Here is an 18,753-nt window from a genome sequence, read left to right on the forward strand (position 1 = left end):
TGGACTGATCAGTCCATTCTAGGGTGCCGTCAGGCGCCGGAGCCGGGTCCGTCCAGGAGGCGGTGGAAGTCGGTGCGGCCGTCGCGGCGGTGCTCGGCCAGCAGCCGGAGCGCAGCCGGGGCGTCGTCCTGCTCGAAGGCGGCGACGATCGCCTCGTGCTCGGCGAGGATCGCGTCGGCCCGGCCGGTGTCACCGGCGGCGGCCGCACGCCGGTAGGAGAGGGCGCGGTGCGGCTCCAGCGCCTCCCACAGCTGGCGGACGAAGCGCGACAGCCACGCGTTGTCGCACCGGTCGAGCAGGGCGAAGTGGAAGCGACGGTTGGCGGCGATCACGCCCGCGACGTCGGCGGCGGTCACGGCGGCGCGCTGCTCGGACAGCGCGGCGCGCATCGCGGTGACGTCCTCGGGGCGCAGCCGGGCCGCGGCGTCCTGCTCCGCCTCGCCCTCCAGCAGTTCGCGGAGGCGGAAGATGTCGTCCACGCCGTCCGGGCTCAGCTCGGTGACGGTGTAGCCGCGTTGTGGCACGTAGGTGACGATCCCTTCGCCGGCCAGCGTCTTGAGCGCCTCGCGCACCGGAATGACGCTCAGTCCGAGCTCTTCGGCGGCCGCGCTCTGGCGGATCGGCGCGCCGGGGGCGAGGTCGCCGCGGACGATCGCGTCGCGCAGTTCGGCGAGTGCCACGGCCTCGGCGGTACGCGGGACGGAGGTTCGGTTCAGTGCCACACGGTCATGCTACCGACCCCCTGCGCAAAACTAGATGTTATATGTTCTAACATCGACGCCGGGATGCCCGGGCAGCTTCGGTTGCTCCCGCGTTCCTGTATTCCTGCATTCCCGCCGAGCACGAACGACTGCGGAGGTGAGCGCGGTGCACGCACCGACCCCGGAGACCACCCGACGGCCCACTGACCCGGACGGCCCCACCGGCCGACTTGCCGCCTGGCTGGCCGGCGCGACGCTGGACGAGATCCCCACCGCCGTTCGCGAGCGAGCGGCGCACCTGGTCCTCGACGGCTTGGGCTGCGCGTTGATCGGGGCTCAACTGCCTTGGTCCCGCACGGCCGTGGAGGCGGTCCTGACGCTCGAGGGCACAGGTGACGTCCCGCTGATCGGCTGGGGGCGCACCACCAGCGCCCCGGCCGCCGCGGTCCTGAACGGCACCTTCATCCAGGGCTTCGAACTGGACGACTACTTCCCGGCCGCGCCGCTGCACAGCGCCTCCCTGGTGCTGCCGGCCCTGCTGTCGACCTCCGCCCAGCTGCCGGCCGTCTCCGGGGCCGAGTTCCTGCGCGCGGCCGTGCTCGCCTTCGAGACAGGCCCCCGGATCGGCCTCGCCCTGCACGGCCCGCAGATGCTCACCCGCGGCTGGCATTCCGGCTCGGTGTTCGGCACCCACGCCGCAGCCGCCGCCTCCGGCGCGCTGCGCGGCCTCGACCCGGCCGCCTTCGAGGACGCGCTCGGGCTGGCCGCCACCCAGTCCGCCGGACTGATGGCCGCCCAGTACGAGGCGATGTCCAAGCGGATGCACCACGGGCTGGCCGCCCGCAACGGCTTCTACGCCGCAGGGCTCGCGGCGGCGGGATACACCGGCATCAAGCGCGTCTTCGAGCGCCCCTACGGCGGCTTCCTGTCCACGTTCGGCGAGGGCCACGACCCCGACGCCACCCAGGTCACCCGCGGCCTGGGCGAGATCTGGCACACCAGCGGCATCGCGGTGAAGCAGCACGCGGCGATGGGCGGCCTCCATCCGGCCGTGGACGCCGTCCTCGCCCTGAGCAAGCAGCACGCGTTCGACACGCAGGACGTGACCGGCATCCGGATCGAGGTCCCCGAGGCGATCTACCACCACGGCTGGTGGCAGCCCGAACGGCCGCTGACCACGATCGGCGCGCAGATGAACATCGCCTACGCCGTGTCCGTGGCACTGCTCGACGGCCAGGTTGGCCCCGCCCAGTTCACCCCCGCCCGGATCGACGCCGACGACGTGTGGCAGCTGATCGACCGCACCACCGTCGCCCAGGTCGACACCGTGCAGGACCCCGCCTGGGCCCAGCCCGGCTACAACACCCGGGTCACCCTCCGCCTGCGCGACGGACAGGAGCTCACCCTGGCGCTCAACCAGCCGCACGGCGGCCCCGACGACCCGCTCCGCAACGACGAGATCCGCGCCAAGTTCCGCACCCTGACCGCCGACGTGATCGACACCCACCGGGCCGCACGCATCGAGGAGTTGACCCTCGCCATCGAGACGCTGCCGGACCTCACCGAGCTGGTCGCTCTGCTGGCGGCTCCCGCCGGCGGCGTCCTCGGCTGAGCGCCGCCGACCCGGCTCACGACCGAAGGGACTGACGAGATGTCACCACACGGCCACGGCACCCACAACAGCGCGGTTTCCGCCGGACGGCGACTGCGCGAACTGCTGGCGAGCGGCCGACTGGTCACCGCGCCCGGCGTCTACGACGGCCTGGGCGCGCACCTGGTCGCCCGCTGCGGCTTCCCCACCGCCTACCTGACCGGTGCCGGTGTCGCCGTGGCGGGCTACGGCCTGCCCGACATCGGGCTGCTGACGGCCACCGAGATGGTCGAGCGCGCCCGCATCGTCGCCGACGCTCTCGGCGAGGTGCCGCTGATCGCCGACGCGGACACAGGCTACGGCGAGGCCGTGCACGTGGTGCGGACCGTGCGCGCCTACGAGCGGGCCGGCGTCGCGGCAATCCAGTTGGAGGACCAGGCGTTCCCCAAGAAGTGCGGCCACCTGCCCGACAAGGAACTCGTCGACGCGCGCGCCTTCGAGGCCAAGCTCCACGCCGCGCTCGACGCCCGCACCGACCCGGACACCGTGATCGTTGCCCGCACCGACGCCCGCGGACCGCTCGGCATCGCCGAAGCGATCGACCGCGCGGGCCGCTACGCCGCCGCCGGGGCCGACGTCGTCTTCGTCGAGGCCCCGCAGACCCTGGAGGAGATCGAGAAGATCGCCGCCCAGGTCGACGCGCCGCTGCTGATCAACATGGTCCAAGGCGGCCTGACTCCCGACACCGCCCCCGACACCCTGGCCGCGCTCGGCTACCGCATCGCGATCCACCCCGGCGCGCTGCTCGGCCCGGCCGTGCTCGCCGGCTTCGACTCCCTCAAGCGGCTCGGCGGGACCCTGCCCGCAGGTCTCACCCCCGGCCCCCAGGGCCTGTTCGAGCTCGTCGGACTGCGCGAATGGGCCGCCGTCGGCGAGCGCTACCGCGAGCACAGCGACCGAAGCGACCGAAGCGACCGCAGTGTCCAAAGCGACCGCAGCGACCACGGCAAGGACGGCGCCTGATGGCCATGACCATGATCGAGAAGATCCTCGCGCGCAAGTCCGGTCAGGGGCGGGTGAGCGCCGGTGACACGGTGGTCTGCGACGTCGACATGACCGTCATGATCGACCTGCAGTTCGCCACCAGTTGGGTCCAGCCCCTGAGGATCAACGACCCGGCCAAGGTCGCCGTCGTCATGGACCACGCCGTCCCCGCTCCCTCCGTCAGCGACGCCGCGGGCGGTACCAGGGCCCGCGCGTTCGCCCGCGACTTCGCCGTCGAGAAGTTCTACGACGTGGGCCGGCACGGCATCTGCCACCAGGTCATCGCCGAGAACGGCCTTGCCCGGCCCGGCGAGATCCTCGCCTGCACCGACTCCCACACCTGCGCCGCCGGCGCCTACAACACCGCCGCCCGCGGGCTCGGCCCAGCCGAGGTGTACTCGATCCTGTGCACCGGGAAGACCTGGTTCCAGGTCGCGCCGACCATCCGCTACGAGTTCACCGGCACCAAGCCCGACGCGGTCTCGGGCAAGGACGTCTTCCTGCACATCGCCGGAACCTTCGGCGACGCCACCAACCACAACCTCGAATTCGGCGGCCCTGGCCTGGCCTCCCTACCGATGAACGACCGGCGCACCATCGCCACCCAGGGTGCGGAGATCTCCGCCGACTTCTCCACGTTCCCCATCGACGACCTGGCCGCCGCATTCCTCTCCGCCCACGGCGCTCACCCCGACAGCTACCAGGCCGCGGAGGCGGACCCGGACGCCGTCTACGCCGCGGTGCGCGGCATCGACATGTCCGCGCTGGAGCCCTACGTCGCCCGCCCCGGCACCGTCAGCCACAACGCCGTGCCGGTCTCCGCGATCGAACAGCGGCCGGTGCAGCAGTGCTTCATCGGCTCCTGCGCCAACGGGCAGTTGGAGGACATCGCCGTCGCCGCCGCCGTCGTGCGGGGCCGCACGGTCGCCCCCGGCGTGCGGCTGCTGGTCACGCCCGCCTCCCAGCAGGTGTACCGGGACGCGATGCGCGCCGGGTACCTCCAGGACCTCGCCGACGCCGGCGCGGTGGTCACCAACTCCACCTGCGGCGCCTGCTTCGGCTACCACATGGGCCTGCTCGGGCCGGGAGAGGTCTGCCTGACCTCCTCCACCCGCAACTTCACCGGCCGGATGGGCAGCCCCGACGCGGAGATCTACATGGCCTCCCCGGCCACCGTCGCCGCCTCCGCGCTGACCGGCCGCGTCACCGACCCGCGCACCATCGACACCCGCACCATCGACCGGCTAGGAGCCCAGAACTGATGGACACTCAGATCACCGGCCGCGTATGGGTGGTGGGCGACTCCGTCACCACCGACGCCATGTACCCCGCCTTCGCCATGCGGCTGCCCGTCCCCGAGGCCGCGCGGCACGTCTTCTACGAGCTGCGCCCCGGCTGGACCGACCAGGTCCGCCCCGGCGACATCGTCATCGCCGGCCGCAACTTCGGCCTCGGCTCCTCCCGGCCGGTCGCCGCGCTCTTCCGCGAGCTCGGCGTCGCCGCGCTGGTCGCCGAGGAGTTCAACTCCCTGTTCCTGCGCAACGCCGTCAACCACGGCCTGCCCGCGCTGACCGTCCCCGGCGTCACCGCCGCCTTCGCCGACGGCGACACCGCCCACCTCGACTTCGCCCACGGGTGGATCGAGAACCCCGCCACCGGCACCCGCCTGCAAGGCGGCGCGCTGCCCGCGCTGGTCCTCGACATCCTCGCCGCGGGCGGCATCCTGCCCAAACTCGCCCGTGAGGGCTACGTGCCCCTTCCGGCCGCGCCGTAGCCCACAGGAGGTCTCCTCGTGCTCGACCGACTCGCGCCCGGCGTCGTCCGGATCCCCACCACCGGCCGCGACAACGCCTTCCTTGTCGACGGCGACGACGGCTTCACCCTCGTCGACGTCGGCTGGGCGGACGCGGCCGTCCCCATCCTCGGCGCCCTCGCCGAACTGGGCCGCAAACCCTCCGACATCAAGCGCGTGGTGCTGACCCACGCCCACCCCGACCACGTCCAGGGCGTCGCGAGACTGCGCGACGCCACCGGCGCCCGGATTCTCGTCCACCACGCGGAGCAGACATGGCTGGAGGGCGGCCGCGTCCCCGCCTCCGGTCGGTCGGGGGTGCTCGGCCGCGCGCTGGACAAGCTGCCCAAACTGCACTGGCAGCCACTGACCGCCGACGCGACCCTCACCGATGGCGACCTGGTCCCCGGCAGCGGCGGCCTGCGGGCGCTGCACACCCCCGGACACTCACCCGGGCACCTGGTCTTCCTCCACGAACCCAGCGGCACCGCCCTGGTCGGCGACGCCGTCTTCAACCGCTCCGGCCTCGCCCTCGGCCCGGCCGCCCTGGCCGCCGACCCCCAGCTGCGCGCCGGCAGCCTGGCCAGGATTCCGGGCGACGTCCGCGCCGTCGGCTTCGCCCACGGCGCACCCCTGAACGGCGACGGCGTCCAGGCCTTCCACGCGTTCATCGCCCAACTGGTCTGACACCCGCGAGAGTCGGGCCCCGCGCGCCTGGACCGGACCGATCACTCGCCCGTCCGACGCGGGTCAGGAGTCCTCTTCGCCCGCGATGGTGCCCAGTTCGGCCAGGGCGTCCTCGGGGAGCTCAAGCGCCGCGCCGGTGATGTTCTCGCGCAGATGGTCGGCGGAGGAGGTGCCGGGGATGAGGAGCAGGTTCGGGGAGCGCTGGAGCAGCCAGGCCAGGGCCACGGACAGCGGCGTGGACTCCAGCCGCTTGGCGACGTTGTGGAGGGTGTCCGACTGCAGCGGTGAGAAGCCGCCGAGGGGGAAGTAGGGGACGTAGGCGATGCCCTGACGCGCCGTCGCGTCGACCAGGTCGTCGTCGTGGCGGTTGGCGATGTTGTAGAAGTTCTGGACGCACGCCACGGGGGCGATGGCCTGGGCCTCGGTGAGTTGCTCGGCGTTGACGGTGCTCAGGCCGAGATGCCGGATCAGACCCTGCTGGCGTAGTTCGGCCAGAGCGCCGAACGCTTCGGCGATCGAGCCGGGTTCGGGCGCGCTGAGGCCGCCGACCCGGAGGTTGACCACGTCGAGCGCGTCCAGGCCGAGGCGGTTCAGGTTGTCGTGGACCTGCTGGACGAGCTCCGGGGGAGTGAGGGCGGGGGGCCAGCCGCCCTGCGCGTCACGGCGGGCGCCGACCTTGGTGACGATGTGCAGGTCTTCGGGGTAGGGGGAGAGCGCTTCGCGGATGATCTCGTTGGTGACGTGCGGGCCGTAGTAGTCGGAGGTGTCGATGTGCGTGATGCCCGCGTCGACGGCGGCGCGCAGGACATTGATCGCGGCGCCGCGGTCCTTGGACGGCCCGAAGACGCCGGGTCCGGCGAGCTGCATGGCGCCGTAGCCGAAACGGGTCAGGGTGAGGTCGCCGACGCGGTAGGTGCCGCCGGGCAGTGGGAAGTCCGCCATGAGGGGGCCTTTCGGTTCAGGGGGACCGCTTCTGGGTTCGCAGCACGGTAGCGTTCGCCCGGCTCGGGGCCGGGCTCGCGCGTCTCCATGATGGGCGGCGAGCTGCCCGCCCCGCCCGTCGAAGCGCCCGCCTCGCCTCAGCGGCCGGCGGCCGCCGTCGCGGCGGCCACCCCTCAGACCCGCTCTGGCCGCCAGCCGTGTTCGAGCAGGTCGAAGGCCCGTGTGATGGCCGGGCGGATGTCCTCGTGGCCGCGGGCGGCGCGGGCGGCGCGGGCGGCGCGGGGCGCTTCGAGGGCGAAGTGGGCCAGCGCGGCGCAGGCGGGGTCGTCCTCGGGGAGGCCGCTCTCCTGGGCGATGGTCCGGGCGAGGGCTGCGGCATGCCGGAGCCACATGCCCTGGGCGTAGTCGCGAAGCGCGGGGGTGGCGTCGACCAGGTCGCAGAAAGCGGCGAAACGGCCGTCGCCGTCGCCGTCGCCGTCGGTTGCGGCCACGCGGTGGCGGAGTGCGTGGTCACGCAGCGCCGCAGGGATCGACTGACCGTCAGGGCGTTCGCGTACGGCGGCCAGCAGCAGGCTCTCCTGCTCGGCGTCCTCGTCGAAGACGAGGGCTTCCTTGACGGGGAAGTGCTTGAACAGGGTGGTGGTGGACACGTCCGCGGCGTCCGCGATCTCGCGGATGCCGACGTCCTGGTAGCCCCGCTCCAGGAACAGGCGCAGTGCCGCGTCGGCGATGGCCTGCCGGGTGGCGGCCTTCTTGCGCTCACGGCGGCCGATGGGGGCGATCCCGCTGCGGGTCTCGGTCATGAGGACCAGCCTAGCGCCTTTGGTTGAGCGACTCCAAAAGTGTAACCGTTGCACTTATTGAGTTGGTGTGCTCTTCTGAAGTGGTCGCTGCGCGGTACTGCCCGGCGCCCGACCCGAGACGAATGGAGCGTCACCATGCATGCCACAAAGGCCCCCCGCATCGCGATCGTCGGCGCCGGCCCCGGCGGGCTGACCTGCGCCCGTATCCTCCAGCGCCATGGCATCGCCGTCACCGTCTACGACCACGAGACCGGCCCTGACGCGCGTAACCAGGGCGGCACCCTCGACCTGCATGAGGACAACGGCCAGATCGCGCTGCGCGAAGCGGGACTCCTGGAGGAGTTCTTCCGCCTGTCCCGCCCCGAGGGCCAGGAGATGCGCCAGTTGGATCCGGCGGGGACGGTCCTCTTCCACCACACCCCTGACGAGGGCGAACGCTTCAAGCCGGAGATCGACCGCGGTCTCCTCCGCGACCTCCTGCTGAACTCGCTCCAGCCCGGCACCGTGCGCTGGGGCCACACACTCAAGGCCGTCGACGGCCCGGCCGAGGGCCCCCGGCAGCTGCACTTCGCCGACGGCGCCACCGTCGAAGCCGACCTGGTGATCGGCGCCGACGGCGCCTGGTCCAAGGTCCGCCGCGCCGTCTCCGGGGCAACCCCTCAGTACAGTGGCGTCAGCTTCCTCGAAGCGTGGTTCCACGACGTCGAGAACCGGCATCCCGACGTCGCCGAACTCGTCGGCCGGGGGAGCGCGGCAGCCGCCGACGGCGAGCGCGGGCTGTTCGCCCAACGCAACAGCGGCGACCATGTGCGCGTCTACCTCATCCGGCGCGTCCCCGCCGACTGGATCACCGCCGCCGGCCTGAGCATCCGGGACACCGACGCGATCCGGGAGCTGCTCCTTGCGCAGTACCGCGACTGGTCGCCCGCGCTGCGCCGCCTGATCAGCGACAACGACGGCGAATACGTGGACCGCCCCATCCACGCCCTGCCGGTCCCGCACACCTGGCCGCACGACCCCACCGTCACCTTGCTCGGCGACGCCGCCCACCTGATGCCACCGCTCGGCGTCGGCGTCAACCTCGCCATGCTCGACGCCTGCGAACTCGCCCTGGCCCTCGCCCACCAACCCACCGTCGACGACGCCCTCCGCGCCTACGAGACGACCATGCTTCCCCGCGCCCACGAGACGCAGCGGCTGCTCGACCACGGCGCGGAAGAGCTCCTGTCCGCCGAACTTCCCGACTTCGCCACCGACAGCGGTCGCTGAACACCCGGGCGGGCGGGGCCGGTCGGCGAACGTCAGCCGCGGCACCCGCCGGCACTCCGTCGGTGCCCGGCCACCGCATGCCGTCCTGCCGTGACCGCCCAGACCAGGCACAGCAGGAGGGCCAAGGCGGCGCCCAACGCACACACCCCCTCCCATCCGGCCTGGGAGCAGACCACCCCGGCCAGCGCCGAACCGGCCGCGCCGCCGACGAAGTAGCACGTCATGTACGCCGAGGTGATGCGTCCGCGTGCCTCCGGACGCAGGGCGTAGATCAGCGACTGGTTGGTGATGTGCACGCCCTGGTGCGCGAGGTCGAGCAGCACGATCCCGGTGACCAGCGCGGCCAGGTGGTGCGCCCCCAGGGCCAGCGCCCACCAGGAGCCGAGCAGGAGCAGCGCGCCGGCCGCCGTGGTCACTGTGGTGCGGCCGCGGTCGGCCAGCCGTCCGGCTGCCTGGGCGGCGATCGCACCCGCGGCGCCGGCCAGTCCCAGCAGGCCGATCTCGCCGTCCGACCAGCCGTAACCGGGGCCGGACAGCAGGAACGCCAGGGCTGTCCACAGCGCGCTGAAGCAGGCGAACGCCAGCATGCCGAGCACCGATCGGACCCGTAGCACCGGTTCCTCGGCCAGCAACCTGGCGGTGGAGCGGAGCAGTTGTCCGTATCGCAGGCCGGCGGTTCCCCGGTACCGCGGCAGCATCCGGTGCAGCGCCGCGGTCAGGGCGAGCATCGCCGCCGCGGCGACCCAGTACACCGTGCGCCAACCGCCGACCGAGGCGAGCGCCCCGGACGCGGTGCGGGCCAGCAGCATGCCCAGCACCAGACCGCTCATCACCGTCCCGACGGTTCGGCCGCGTTGGCGGGGCGCGGCCAGGTCCGCGGCGAACGGCACCAGGATCTGTGCCGTCACCGACAGCAGACCGGTCAGCGCCGTGCCGGCCAGCAGGATCCCGGAGTTCGGCGCACTCGCCGTCAGGGCGAGCGAGAACGCGGTGGCCAGGGTCATTCCGCACACCAGCCGACGCCGTTCCAGCAGGTCGCCCAGGGGCAGCAGGAGGACCAGCCCGGCGACGTACCCGACCTGAGCGGCCGTCACCACGAGCGAGGCGGAGGTGGACGACAGGTGCAGGTCGCGGGCGATGGTCTCCAGCAGCGGCTGGGCGTAGTAGTTGGCGGCCACGCACAGCCCGACGGCCACGGACATCAACCGGACCGTGCGGGGTCCCGGACCGCTCGCGTTGTCGGCCTCCGCACTCTTGGCGGCGGTTCCCGCGGGGGACGGTGGGCGCTGGGTCGCGGAGGACTCCACGAGGCTCTCCCTTCCAGGAGCGCTCGCCCGCAGGCCGCGGTTCAGCCCTCGGCCGAGCAGGTCGGTTCCGGCCCGTTCATGCTGTCCTGCGCCCTTGGATGAGTCCAACAGATGGTTGTCATGCCAGCGATCTCGAAACAAGATGTATGGATGGAACTCCGCCAGCTCGCCTATGCCGTCGCCGTCGCGGACACCGGCAGCTTCACCCGTGCCGCCCAGCGGTGCTTCGTGGTCCAGTCCGCCCTGAGCCACCAGATCGCCCGCCTGGAGGAGGAGTTGGGTACCCGCCTGTTCGAGCGCAACAGCCGGCGGGTCCAGGTCACCGCGGCCGGTGAGGTGTTCCTCGGACCGGCCAGGGAAGCCCTGGCCGCCGCGGAACGGGCCCGCAGCGAAGTGGTCGCCCACGGGGGCGAGGTGCGGGGCACGCTGCACATCGGCACCATCACCCCGCTCGCAGCGCTGGACCTGCCCGATCTGCTCGCCACCTACCAGGAGCGGCATCCGGCGGTACGCGTCACCCTGCGCACCCGGATCGTGAGCGACCTGCTGCAGCAGGTACGCGACCACACCTGCGACCTCGCGTTCGTCGACGCCGATCCGCAAGATCCCCCGCGCGGACTGGTCGCGCGGGTCCTCGCGCACGAGGACATGGTCGCGATCGTCCCGCACGGTCATCGGCTGGCGGGAGCCGCCGAGGCCACCCTGGCCGGGCTGGCGGAGGAGGGCATGGTCGACATGCCGCCTGGTTCCGGCATCCGTCAGCACAATGACGAAGCGTTCGCGGCGGCCGGCGTCACCCGGACCGTCGCCTTCGAGGCCGACGCCATGGTGCTGCTCGAACAGCTCGTGGCGCGCGGCCTCGGCCCGGCGCTTGTTTCAGCCGCCGCGGCCGACCGCATGCCCACCGTGCGCAGCGTGCCGCTGACCGGTGTGCCGCCCCGCGTGATCCAGGCGCTGTGGAACGCTTCCGGAGCCTCACCCGCCGCCCGCGCCTTCGTTGAGCTCCTGCGCGAGCGGACGCCCGACGCCCCACCGGCGGCCCAGGGGTGAAGCAGGTCGGTCAGCGGGGCGGGCCCACGATGATGTTGCCGTACTTGTCGGCGAGCGCGGGATCGGGCAGCACCTGGAAGCCGGGCGGGCGCGGCGTGGACTTGTCGCGGCCCGTCTCCCGGAACATCCCCTCGATGCCGGCCGGGGTGTTGATCATCAGCAGGTCGGCCTTCTTGGAGGTGATCCGGTAGCCGTGCGGGACCCGCTTCGGCAGGAACACCACGCCGCCCTCGGCGAGTTCGTACTCCTGGTCGTCGCACCACACCAGGGCGGTGCCCTTGAGCAGCAGGAAGACCTCGTCCTCGCGGGTGTGCGTGTGATAGGGCGGGGCCTCGCCCTCGGCGACGTCGAAGCGCCCCATCATGAGTTGGCCGTCGGTGGCCTTGCCGTCGAGCAGCATCGCCAGCGTGCCGCCGTCGAGCCATTCGAGCTGCTGCTGCTGTTCGGGTTGGGCGAGGTAGACCATGCTCATGGAAGGCTCCGATCAGGTGCGGGGACGCTCGTGCAGACGGACGCGTTCGCCGTCCATCACATCTCAATCCTGATCGGGACGCACCCGGTTCGCCCCGAATCGCAACCAGTTGCGTGAGGTGACGGGGAGAGAGCGCAAAAGACTGCATTTCTGGTCACGGCCACCCGCCGGCTCACGCCCCGGCCCGTCCTGGGCCGGGGCGTCAGGTGGAACCGGACGGTCAGAAGCCGCTGTCGCCGGCGCCGCGGTTGACGGTGTAGTTGCCCGGGTTGTTGAGCCCGCCCGAGGCGGCGCCGCTGACGGTGACGTAGTCGGCGGTCATGCTGCCGGTGACGTCGGAGATGTCGATCCCGTACGTCCCGGCGCCGTTGATGGCGAGGTGGTCCAGGGTGAGATTGCTGATCTGCTTGGCGTAACTGAGCAGGACACCCTGGTAACTGGCGTTGGTGATGGTGTTGTCGGTGACGTTCACGGGTTGGGTGATGTCGTCCTGGTTCGCGTAGATCCAGAGTGCGCCCAGGGACGAGCCCCAGTTGGAGTTGTACGAGCCCGCGCGGACCAGCGCGTTGCCGCTGACCGTGGTCGGGCCGCTGAAGCCCGCGCCGAAGGCGGTGCTGACGGTGATGCCGGAACCGAAGGCGACCGTGTCCGAGACGAGGTTGTTCGCGACCGTGTTGTCCGCGCCGCCGTAGACCCCGATGCTGTTGGCCTGGATCGGGCTGCTGACGGTGTTGTTCGTCAGCGAGCACCCGGTCACGTCGCCGTTCTCGGTGTCGAGTGCCAGCTCGTCGTCGCCGGTGTTGCGGACGACCGTCTGGTCGACCCGGGAGTTGCTGCTGCCGCCGTTGAGGTGGACGCCGTCGGCGAAGGTGTCGCGCACGCGGTCGCCGACCACGTAGAGGCCGTTGGCGGAGTCGGTCCAGATGCCGACCTTGGTGTGCTCGATCCACACGTCGTAGATCAGCGACCCGGGGCCGAAGGTGCCCTCGATGCCGGCCGCGCCGGAGTTGTTGTTGCGGAAGGTCTGGTCGCCGTCGACGGTCAGGTCGCTGACCCGGTTGGTGCCTCCCGTGGCGAAGAGTCCGCCGGAGCCGTTCGGGGCGGTGGACTCGATGGTCGTGTACCACTCGCCCGCGCCGCGGATCGAGACGTTGGCGAAGCTGATCTGCCCGGAGATCAGGTAGGTCCCGGCGGGGAACCAGAGGCCCGTGCCGGTCCCGGACAGGGAGGAGAGGGCGCTGTTGATCGCGCTGGTGTCGTCCGCGCCGGAGTTGGGCGTGACGCCGTAGTTGGTGACCGGCACGTAGCCGGTCGCGGGCATGGTGGCGGCGGGGTCGACCTGCTCGGTGTCGACCACGTCGATCGTGTAGGAGGAGGCCGTGTCGGCGGCGTCCTTCTGCAGCTTGAGGACGGTGCCGGCGGGCCAGTTGCCGATCAGGGCACGGGTCTCGTCGTAGAAGTGGTGGGCCGGGCCGTTGCTGGGAGTGTGGGTGTCGGTGTAGCCGCCGCCGTAGAGCCAGGAGTACTGCGTGGTCAGGCTCAGGTCCTGGACCTTGGTGCCGTTGGCGTAGAGCGCGAGGGGCGCGGTCGCCGTCGAGCCGTCGGAGTTGTCCGGGATCGAGTAGCGCAGCACGATCGCGTTGGCCGGCTGGGTGAGCGTGAACTGGACGTACTGGCCGGTCGACGTCAGCTGCACCGCCTGACGCCCTGTCGCCTCGGCCTGCAGGCTCGGGTAGGTCGTGCTGTAGGGCAGCACGGTGCCGTCGGTCTGGGCCGTCGCGGCCTGGTACTCGGTGTACGGGAGGGTCGCGCCCTGCGCTGCCAGCGGATTCCCGCCGGTGACGGCGACGCTGTTGACCGCCACGTTGCCGCTGTCGCCGCTGTCGGTTTGGTAGGCGATCAGGTTGAGGCCGGAGCGCAGCGCCACGGTCTGCGAGGAGGTCAGCCAGCCGGATCCGGCGGGCAGGCTGAGCTGTCCGTTCTTGACGCCGTTCAGGTAGAGCGAGATGGTCTGCGCCGAACCGGAGGTGTTGGCGTACGAGAGCGTCACGGGGTAGTTGCCCGCGCTCGGCACGTCGGCGGTGAAGTCGACGACGGCGCCGGTGCCGGTGAAGCCGGTCAGGTAGCCGCTGCCGGTGTAGCCGGACAGGGAGGTGGCCAGTGCCGGGCCGCCGGTCCAGAACGCGCTGGCCGCCTGGTAGACCTGCGCCGAGCCGCCACCGCCGGTGGAGGTGGGGGTCGGCGTGGGTGTCGGTGTGGGCGTGGGCGTCGGGCTCGGCGACGAGGCGCTGCCGACGGTGATGTTGTCGAGGTTGACGTTGCCGCTGTCGGTGGTGTCGAACTTGTAGCCGATGGTGTTGCTGCCCGCGGTGAGGGTGAGCGAGTCCGTGACCGTGGTCCAGGTGTTCCAGTCGGCCGTCACGGGCAGTTGGTCCTGCTGGATCTTGGTGCCGTTGACGTAGACGGAGAGCGTCATGGTCGAGCCGGTGCCGTTGGAGTAGCGCACGGACACCGGAGTCGCCCCGGGCGCCGAGGTGTTGACGGTGAAGACGGTGTCGGCGGTGCCCTTGTTGGCGTCGGTGTAGCCCTCGACGAAGCCGGTGCCGGTGTAGCCGGTGTGGTCGGTGCCGACGACCGCGCCGCCGGACAGGGCGGCGCTCTCGGCCTCGTACTGGCCCGGCGGGGGTGCCGGGACGGACGCCACGGTGATGTTGTCGAGGTTGACGTTGCCGCTGTCGGTGGTGTCGAACTTGTAGCCGACGGTGTCGCTGCCCGCCGTCAGGTTCACCGGGGTCGTAACGGTGCCCCAGGTGTTCCAGTCGGCGGTGGCGGGCAGTGAGATCTGGCCGGTCTTGGTGCCGTTGACGTAGACCGAGAGGGTCATCGTCGCCGTGGTGCCGTTCGCGTAGCGCAGCGTGGAGGTGTACGCGCCCGCTGCTGCGGCGTTGACGGTGAAGACGGTGTCGGCGGTGCCCTTGTTCGTGTCGGTGTAGCCCTCGACGAAGCCGGTGCCGGTGTAGCCGGTGTGGTCGGTGCCGACGACCGCGCCGCCGGACAGGGCGGCGTTCTCGGCCTCGTAGACCGTTCCGTCGGCGTGCGCGGCGGGGGCCGTGCCCAGACCGACCGCGAGAGTGAACAGCAGGGAGAGCAGGGCGAGCACGGCCACAGGAAGAACGCGGCCGTGCCGGAGCCCCGAGGATGAGGCGGGCATGTCACTCCAAGGATGGGTGGAGCCGGGGACGACGGCACGGTAGCCCCGTCGACCTTTCCGCACAATGAATCGCGCGATGGCCGCAAAATCCCGGGTAATTGACGTCAGGTCAGCCGACAGCGCTTGCAAACGATTGCCACCTGCGGCGATGCCCCGAAAGGGCGATCAGGGGTCCGTGTACGTCCTGAAAACCCCAGGCGGAATTCGTCCACTCCTTGCTGCGGTTTACGAACTCTCCCCGCGCCAAGGGCCGGTCGACCCGCGGACCACCAACTCCGGCTCGTGGAGCAGCTCCTTGGGAGTGGGTGCGCCGCCCTCGATCTGGTTGACCAGGAGTTGGACCGCGGCGCGGGCCATCGCCTCGATGGGCTGACGCAGCGTCGTCAGCGGCGGGTCGGTGTAGTTCATGAACGCCGAGTCGTCGAAGCCGACGGCGGAGAAGTCGCGCGGCACCTCGAGACCGGCCCGACGGGCGGCCCGGATCGCGCCGAGGGCCAGGATGTCGCTGCCGCAGATGAGCCCGGTGGCTCCGGCCCGGATCAGCTCGCCCGCGGTGGCCTGGCCGCCGGCGAAGGAGAAGAGCGCGTGGCCGACCAGGTCGGAGAGGTCGAGCCCCGCGCGGGCGGCCAGTTCGCCGAACGCGCGGGCCTTGCGCTCGGACGGCGTGTGGTCCGCCGCGCCGACCAGCAGGCCGATGCGCCGGTGGCCCAGCGCGTGCAGGTGGGTGAAGGCCTGTTCGACGGCGGCGCCGTCGTCGGTGGAGACGTGCGGGAAGCCGGTCCAGTCGACGGCGGCGTTGAGCAGCACCACCGGAACGCCGCGGTCCAGCAGGTTGCTGTGTTCCTCATAGCTGAGGCCGCCGCAGAAGACGACGCCGGAGACCTGCTGGTCCAGCAGCATGGTGACGTACTCGGCCTCGGTCAGTCCGCCGGCCGAGCGGGTGCACAGCACCGGGGTGAAGCCGAGCTGGACCAGCGCCCCGCCCACCATCTCGGCCAGCGCCGGGAAGATCGGGTTCTGGAGTTCCGGGAGGACCAGGCCGACCAGCCGGGCGCGTACGCCTCGCAGTTGGGTCGGGCGCTCGTAGCCGAGCACGTCCAGCGCGGTGAGCACGGCCTGGCGGGTGGCGTCGGAGACGCCGGGCTTGCCGTTGAGCACCCGGCTGACCGTCGCTTCGCTGACGCCGACCTTCTTGGCCACTTCCGCGAGTCTGCGAGTCATGCGGGCACTATGTCATACCCACCGTCAGATTTCTGCAGTGGTTTGCGCTGACCCAACATCAGCTTGCGGGCAGGGGTTCGGTTTTTGCGCATATAAGTTTCGGTATTGCACGCCGCCGTGGTCGCCCGTAGCTTGTGCTGCACACCGGGCCGAGACCGCCGCCCCGTACCGTGGGGTGCGGCCCTGACCTGCCCACTTCCTGCACGGCACCGCCCTCGGGCGATCTCCTGCGCATCCTATCCTCACCTTCAGGGACCGAAGATGACCGGTATCAGAGCAGCCAGCAGAGTCCGCACCGCCGCAGCCGTCGCCCTGGCGACCGGTCTCGCCCTGACCGCCTCCGCCTGCGCCAGTTCCGGCTCGGGCTCCGGCTCGGGCACGGGCTCCGCGAATGGCAAGGTCACCATCACCGTCGGCTGCGAGCCGCCCACCACCCAGGCCCAGCCCCGCGCCAACTGGCTCGCCGACGTCGCCACGTTCGAGAAGGCCAACCCGAACATCACCGTCAACGGGGACGACGCCAACCCCTGCGACGACCCGGCCACCTTCAACGCCAAACTGGCCAGCGACAAGATGGACGACGTCTTCTACACCTACTTCACCGACGGCGCCAACGTGGTGGCCTCCGGTCAGGCCGCCGACATCCAGCAGTACGCGAGCCAGATCCACGGCCTGTCCGACATCCAGCCCGCGCTGACCGACATCTACCGCCAGGGCGGCAGCACCTCGGGCGACCTCTACGGCATCCCCAAGGGCAACTACAGCCTCGGCCTGGTCTACAACAAGACCCTGTTCCAGAAGGCCGGGCTCGACCCCAACAAGCCGCCGACCACCTGGGACCAGGTCGAGGCCGACGCCGTCGCCATCAGCAAGCTCGGCAACGGCACCGTCGGCTACGCCGACTACAGCGCCGGCAACACCGGCGGTTGGCACTTCACCGCCGAGCTCTACTCCCGCGGCGGCACCATGGTCACCCCGGACGGCAAGTCGGCGAACTTCGACAACGCCGACGGCCTCGCGGTGCTCCAGTTCCTGCACAAGCTGCGGTTCACCGACAACGTGATGGGCACCAAGCAGGGCCTCCAGTACAACGACCTGCTGCAGATGATGGCCACCGGCAAGCTCGGCATGTACGTGGGCGACCCGGTCACGTTGACCACCATCCACGACCAGTACAACGTGCCCTACGACCAGATGGCCGTCGGCCCGATGCCCGGTCAGCAGGCCACCCTGGTCGGCGGCGACGGCTACATGTTCAACAAGAAGGACACCCCGGCCCAGATCGAGGCCGGCATCAAGTGGATCAACTACGAGTTCCTCACCTCGGGAGTGGGACAGAACTTCAACTACCCGCGCCGCGCCGAGCAGAAGGAGCCGGTCGGCCTGCCGGAGCCGGACCTGTGGACCGGGGCGACCGCCGCCGCCGACGCCGCGGCCATGGCCAAGTACGCCAACATCCCCACCCAGAACTTCGCCACCTACGTCGCCGCGCTGCCGAGCATGAAGCTGATCGTCGAGCCGCCGCAGGCCCAGGCCATCTACGCCCAGGGCGACAAGGCGATGGACGCGGTGCTCACCAACCCGAACGCCAACCTGCAGCAGCTGCTCGACACCTTCCGGGACGGCACCAACAGCGTTCTGGCCAACGCCCAGCAGTAGCACCGTCACCCGTCACCCGATGACGGCCACGGCGACGACGAGACGAGAGCCCCACCCATGGCGACGATCAACCTGACCCGCGCGGTCGCCCGCGACCTGCGGGCGGCCGAGCACTCCCGGCGCGGCTCCCTGGGCCGCAGGCTGCGGCGCAACGCGACCGCGTACCTGTTCCTGGCAGGCGCGATCCTGTGCTTCGCGGTCTTCTCCTGGTGGCCCATGATCCGCGAAGTGGTCATGAGCTTCCAGTACACCAACTTCGCGGGCGACACCAAGTGGGTGGGGCTGCACAACTACCAACGGGTGCTGGCCGACCCGGACTTCTGGAGCGCCTGGCGCACCACCGGGCTGTTCACCCTGTTCGCCCTCGTCGTCGGCTACGCCGTGCCGTTCGCCCTGGCGGTCGTGCTCAACGAACTGCGGCACGCCCGCTCGTACTTCCGGCTGCTGGTCTACCTCCCCGTGATGATGCCGCCGGTCGCCGCCGCGTTCCTGTGGAAGTGGTTCTACACCCCGGACGACTCGGGCCTCTTCAACGCCGTGCTGCACGCGGTCGGACTGCCGAGCGTCCAGTGGCTCCAGTCCTCGCACGCCCTGGCCGTGCTCTGCCTGGTGCTCTTCTCCACCTGGATCAACATGGGCGGCACGGTCCTGGTCTACCTCGCCGCCCTGCAGGGGATCCCCGGCGAGCTCTACGAGGCCGCCGAACTGGACGGGGCCGGACTGCTGCGCCGCGTCTGGCACGTGACGGTGCCGCAGACCCGGCTGATCCTGTCGATGATGCTGCTGCTCCAGATCGTCGGGACGATGCAGGTCTTCCTGGAGCCGTACGTGATCACCGGCTCCGCCAACGACACCACCTCGGTGGTCTACCTGATCTACCAGTACGCCTTCAACTACAACAACTACGGCAGCGCCGCCGCGCTCGGCGTGCTCCTGCTGCTCGTCCTGATCGCCTTCGCGGGCGGCTACCTGTGGCTCAGCCGCCGCGCCGAGGAGGAGTAGGC

16 protein-coding genes are annotated in these 18,753 nt (G+C 71.0%); 9 read left to right on the forward strand and 7 right to left on the reverse strand.

The window, feature by feature from the left end:
* Positions 1 to 29 precede the first annotated feature (29 nt).
* On the reverse strand, positions 30 to 722 hold the full coding sequence (locus I2501_RS00440) for a GntR family transcriptional regulator (RefSeq protein ID WP_215909163.1): 693 nt from the start codon (positions 720 to 722) through the stop codon (positions 30 to 32).
* A gap of 145 nt (positions 723 to 867) precedes the next feature.
* On the opposite strand from I2501_RS00440, the gene I2501_RS00445 reads away from it, so the two are divergent.
* The 5 genes from I2501_RS00445 to I2501_RS00465 are packed head-to-tail and all read left to right on the forward strand — an operon-like array spanning position 868 to position 5,815.
* Complete coding sequence (locus I2501_RS00445; RefSeq protein WP_328806131.1) at positions 868 to 2,313, forward strand: MmgE/PrpD family protein; 1,446 nt, start codon at positions 868 to 870, stop codon at positions 2,311 to 2,313.
* A 39-nt stretch (positions 2,314 to 2,352) separates the two neighbouring features.
* Positions 2,353 to 3,315 (forward strand): isocitrate lyase/PEP mutase family protein, encoded by a 963-nt coding sequence (locus I2501_RS00450; RefSeq protein WP_196191709.1) that lies wholly within the window; start codon positions 2,353 to 2,355, stop codon positions 3,313 to 3,315.
* Positions 3,315 to 4,598 carry a 3-isopropylmalate dehydratase large subunit gene (locus I2501_RS00455; RefSeq protein WP_196191710.1) on the forward strand — a complete coding sequence of 428 codons (1,284 nt, stop codon included), beginning with the start codon at positions 3,315 to 3,317 and terminating at the stop codon, positions 4,596 to 4,598. The genes I2501_RS00450 and I2501_RS00455 overlap by 1 nt, the downstream gene beginning before the upstream one ends.
* Entirely contained in the window at positions 4,598 to 5,110 is a 513-nt protein-coding gene (locus I2501_RS00460) for a LeuD/DmdB family oxidoreductase small subunit (protein WP_215909164.1), read from the forward strand. Before I2501_RS00455 ends, I2501_RS00460 begins: the two co-directional genes overlap by 1 nt.
* 18 nt (positions 5,111 to 5,128) lie before the next feature.
* A complete protein-coding gene (locus I2501_RS00465; protein ID WP_196191711.1) occupies positions 5,129 to 5,815 on the forward strand; it encodes an MBL fold metallo-hydrolase in 687 nt (228 codons plus the stop codon).
* Positions 5,816 to 5,878: 63 nt separating this feature from the next.
* Here the strand turns inward: I2501_RS00465 and I2501_RS00470 are convergent, their stop codons facing one another.
* Entirely contained in the window at positions 5,879 to 6,757 is an 879-nt protein-coding gene (locus I2501_RS00470) for an oxidoreductase (RefSeq protein WP_328806132.1), read from the reverse strand.
* Between the two features lie 173 nt (positions 6,758 to 6,930).
* A complete protein-coding gene (locus I2501_RS00475; protein ID WP_196191712.1) occupies positions 6,931 to 7,560 on the reverse strand; it encodes a TetR/AcrR family transcriptional regulator in 630 nt (209 codons plus the stop codon).
* Positions 7,561 to 7,695: 135 nt separating this feature from the next.
* Between I2501_RS00475 and I2501_RS00480 the strand changes: the two genes are divergently transcribed.
* Positions 7,696 to 8,829: an FAD-dependent oxidoreductase gene (locus I2501_RS00480; protein WP_196191713.1), complete on the forward strand. Its 1,134-nt coding sequence runs from the start codon at positions 7,696 to 7,698 to the stop codon at positions 8,827 to 8,829.
* A gap of 32 nt (positions 8,830 to 8,861) precedes the next feature.
* Here the strand turns inward: I2501_RS00480 and I2501_RS00485 are convergent, their stop codons facing one another.
* Positions 8,862 to 10,136, reverse strand: a complete 1,275-nt coding sequence (locus tag I2501_RS00485) for an MFS transporter (protein WP_328806135.1) — start codon at positions 10,134 to 10,136, stop codon at positions 8,862 to 8,864.
* A 150-nt stretch (positions 10,137 to 10,286) separates the two neighbouring features.
* Between I2501_RS00485 and I2501_RS00490 the strand changes: the two genes are divergently transcribed.
* Positions 10,287 to 11,186, forward strand: a complete 900-nt coding sequence (locus tag I2501_RS00490) for a LysR family transcriptional regulator (protein ID WP_196191714.1) — start codon at positions 10,287 to 10,289, stop codon at positions 11,184 to 11,186.
* A gap of 10 nt (positions 11,187 to 11,196) precedes the next feature.
* On the opposite strand, the gene I2501_RS00495 is transcribed toward I2501_RS00490, so the two are convergent.
* The 3 genes from I2501_RS00495 to I2501_RS00505 all read right to left on the reverse strand — a co-directional run bounded on the left by I2501_RS00495 (position 11,197) and on the right by I2501_RS00505 (position 16,090).
* Positions 11,197 to 11,658 carry a cupin domain-containing protein gene (locus I2501_RS00495; RefSeq protein ID WP_196191715.1) on the reverse strand — a complete coding sequence of 154 codons (462 nt, stop codon included), beginning with the start codon at positions 11,656 to 11,658 and terminating at the stop codon, positions 11,197 to 11,199.
* A gap of 220 nt (positions 11,659 to 11,878) precedes the next feature.
* Positions 11,879 to 14,869, reverse strand: coding sequence for a carbohydrate-binding protein (locus I2501_RS00500; RefSeq protein ID WP_196191716.1), 2,991 nt, complete (start codon positions 14,867 to 14,869; stop codon positions 11,879 to 11,881).
* A gap of 225 nt (positions 14,870 to 15,094) precedes the next feature.
* Entirely contained in the window at positions 15,095 to 16,090 is a 996-nt protein-coding gene (locus I2501_RS00505) for a LacI family DNA-binding transcriptional regulator (protein ID WP_196191717.1), read from the reverse strand.
* 261 nt (positions 16,091 to 16,351) lie between these two features.
* Between I2501_RS00505 and I2501_RS00510 the strand changes: the two genes are divergently transcribed.
* Both I2501_RS00510 and I2501_RS00515 read left to right on the forward strand, forming a co-directional pair.
* The gene (locus tag I2501_RS00510) at positions 16,352 to 17,749 is read left to right on the forward strand and encodes an ABC transporter substrate-binding protein (protein ID WP_196191718.1); all 1,398 of its coding nucleotides are present in this window, start codon (positions 16,352 to 16,354) and stop codon (positions 17,747 to 17,749) included.
* Between the two features lie 57 nt (positions 17,750 to 17,806).
* Complete coding sequence (locus tag I2501_RS00515) at positions 17,807 to 18,751, forward strand: carbohydrate ABC transporter permease (RefSeq protein ID WP_196191719.1); 945 nt, start codon at positions 17,807 to 17,809, stop codon at positions 18,749 to 18,751.
* Positions 18,752 to 18,753 lie beyond the last annotated feature (2 nt).

The organism is Streptacidiphilus fuscans (assembly GCF_015690355.1).
In the GTDB taxonomy this organism is placed as follows: Bacteria; Actinomycetota; Actinomycetes; order Streptomycetales; family Streptomycetaceae; genus Streptacidiphilus; species Streptacidiphilus fuscans.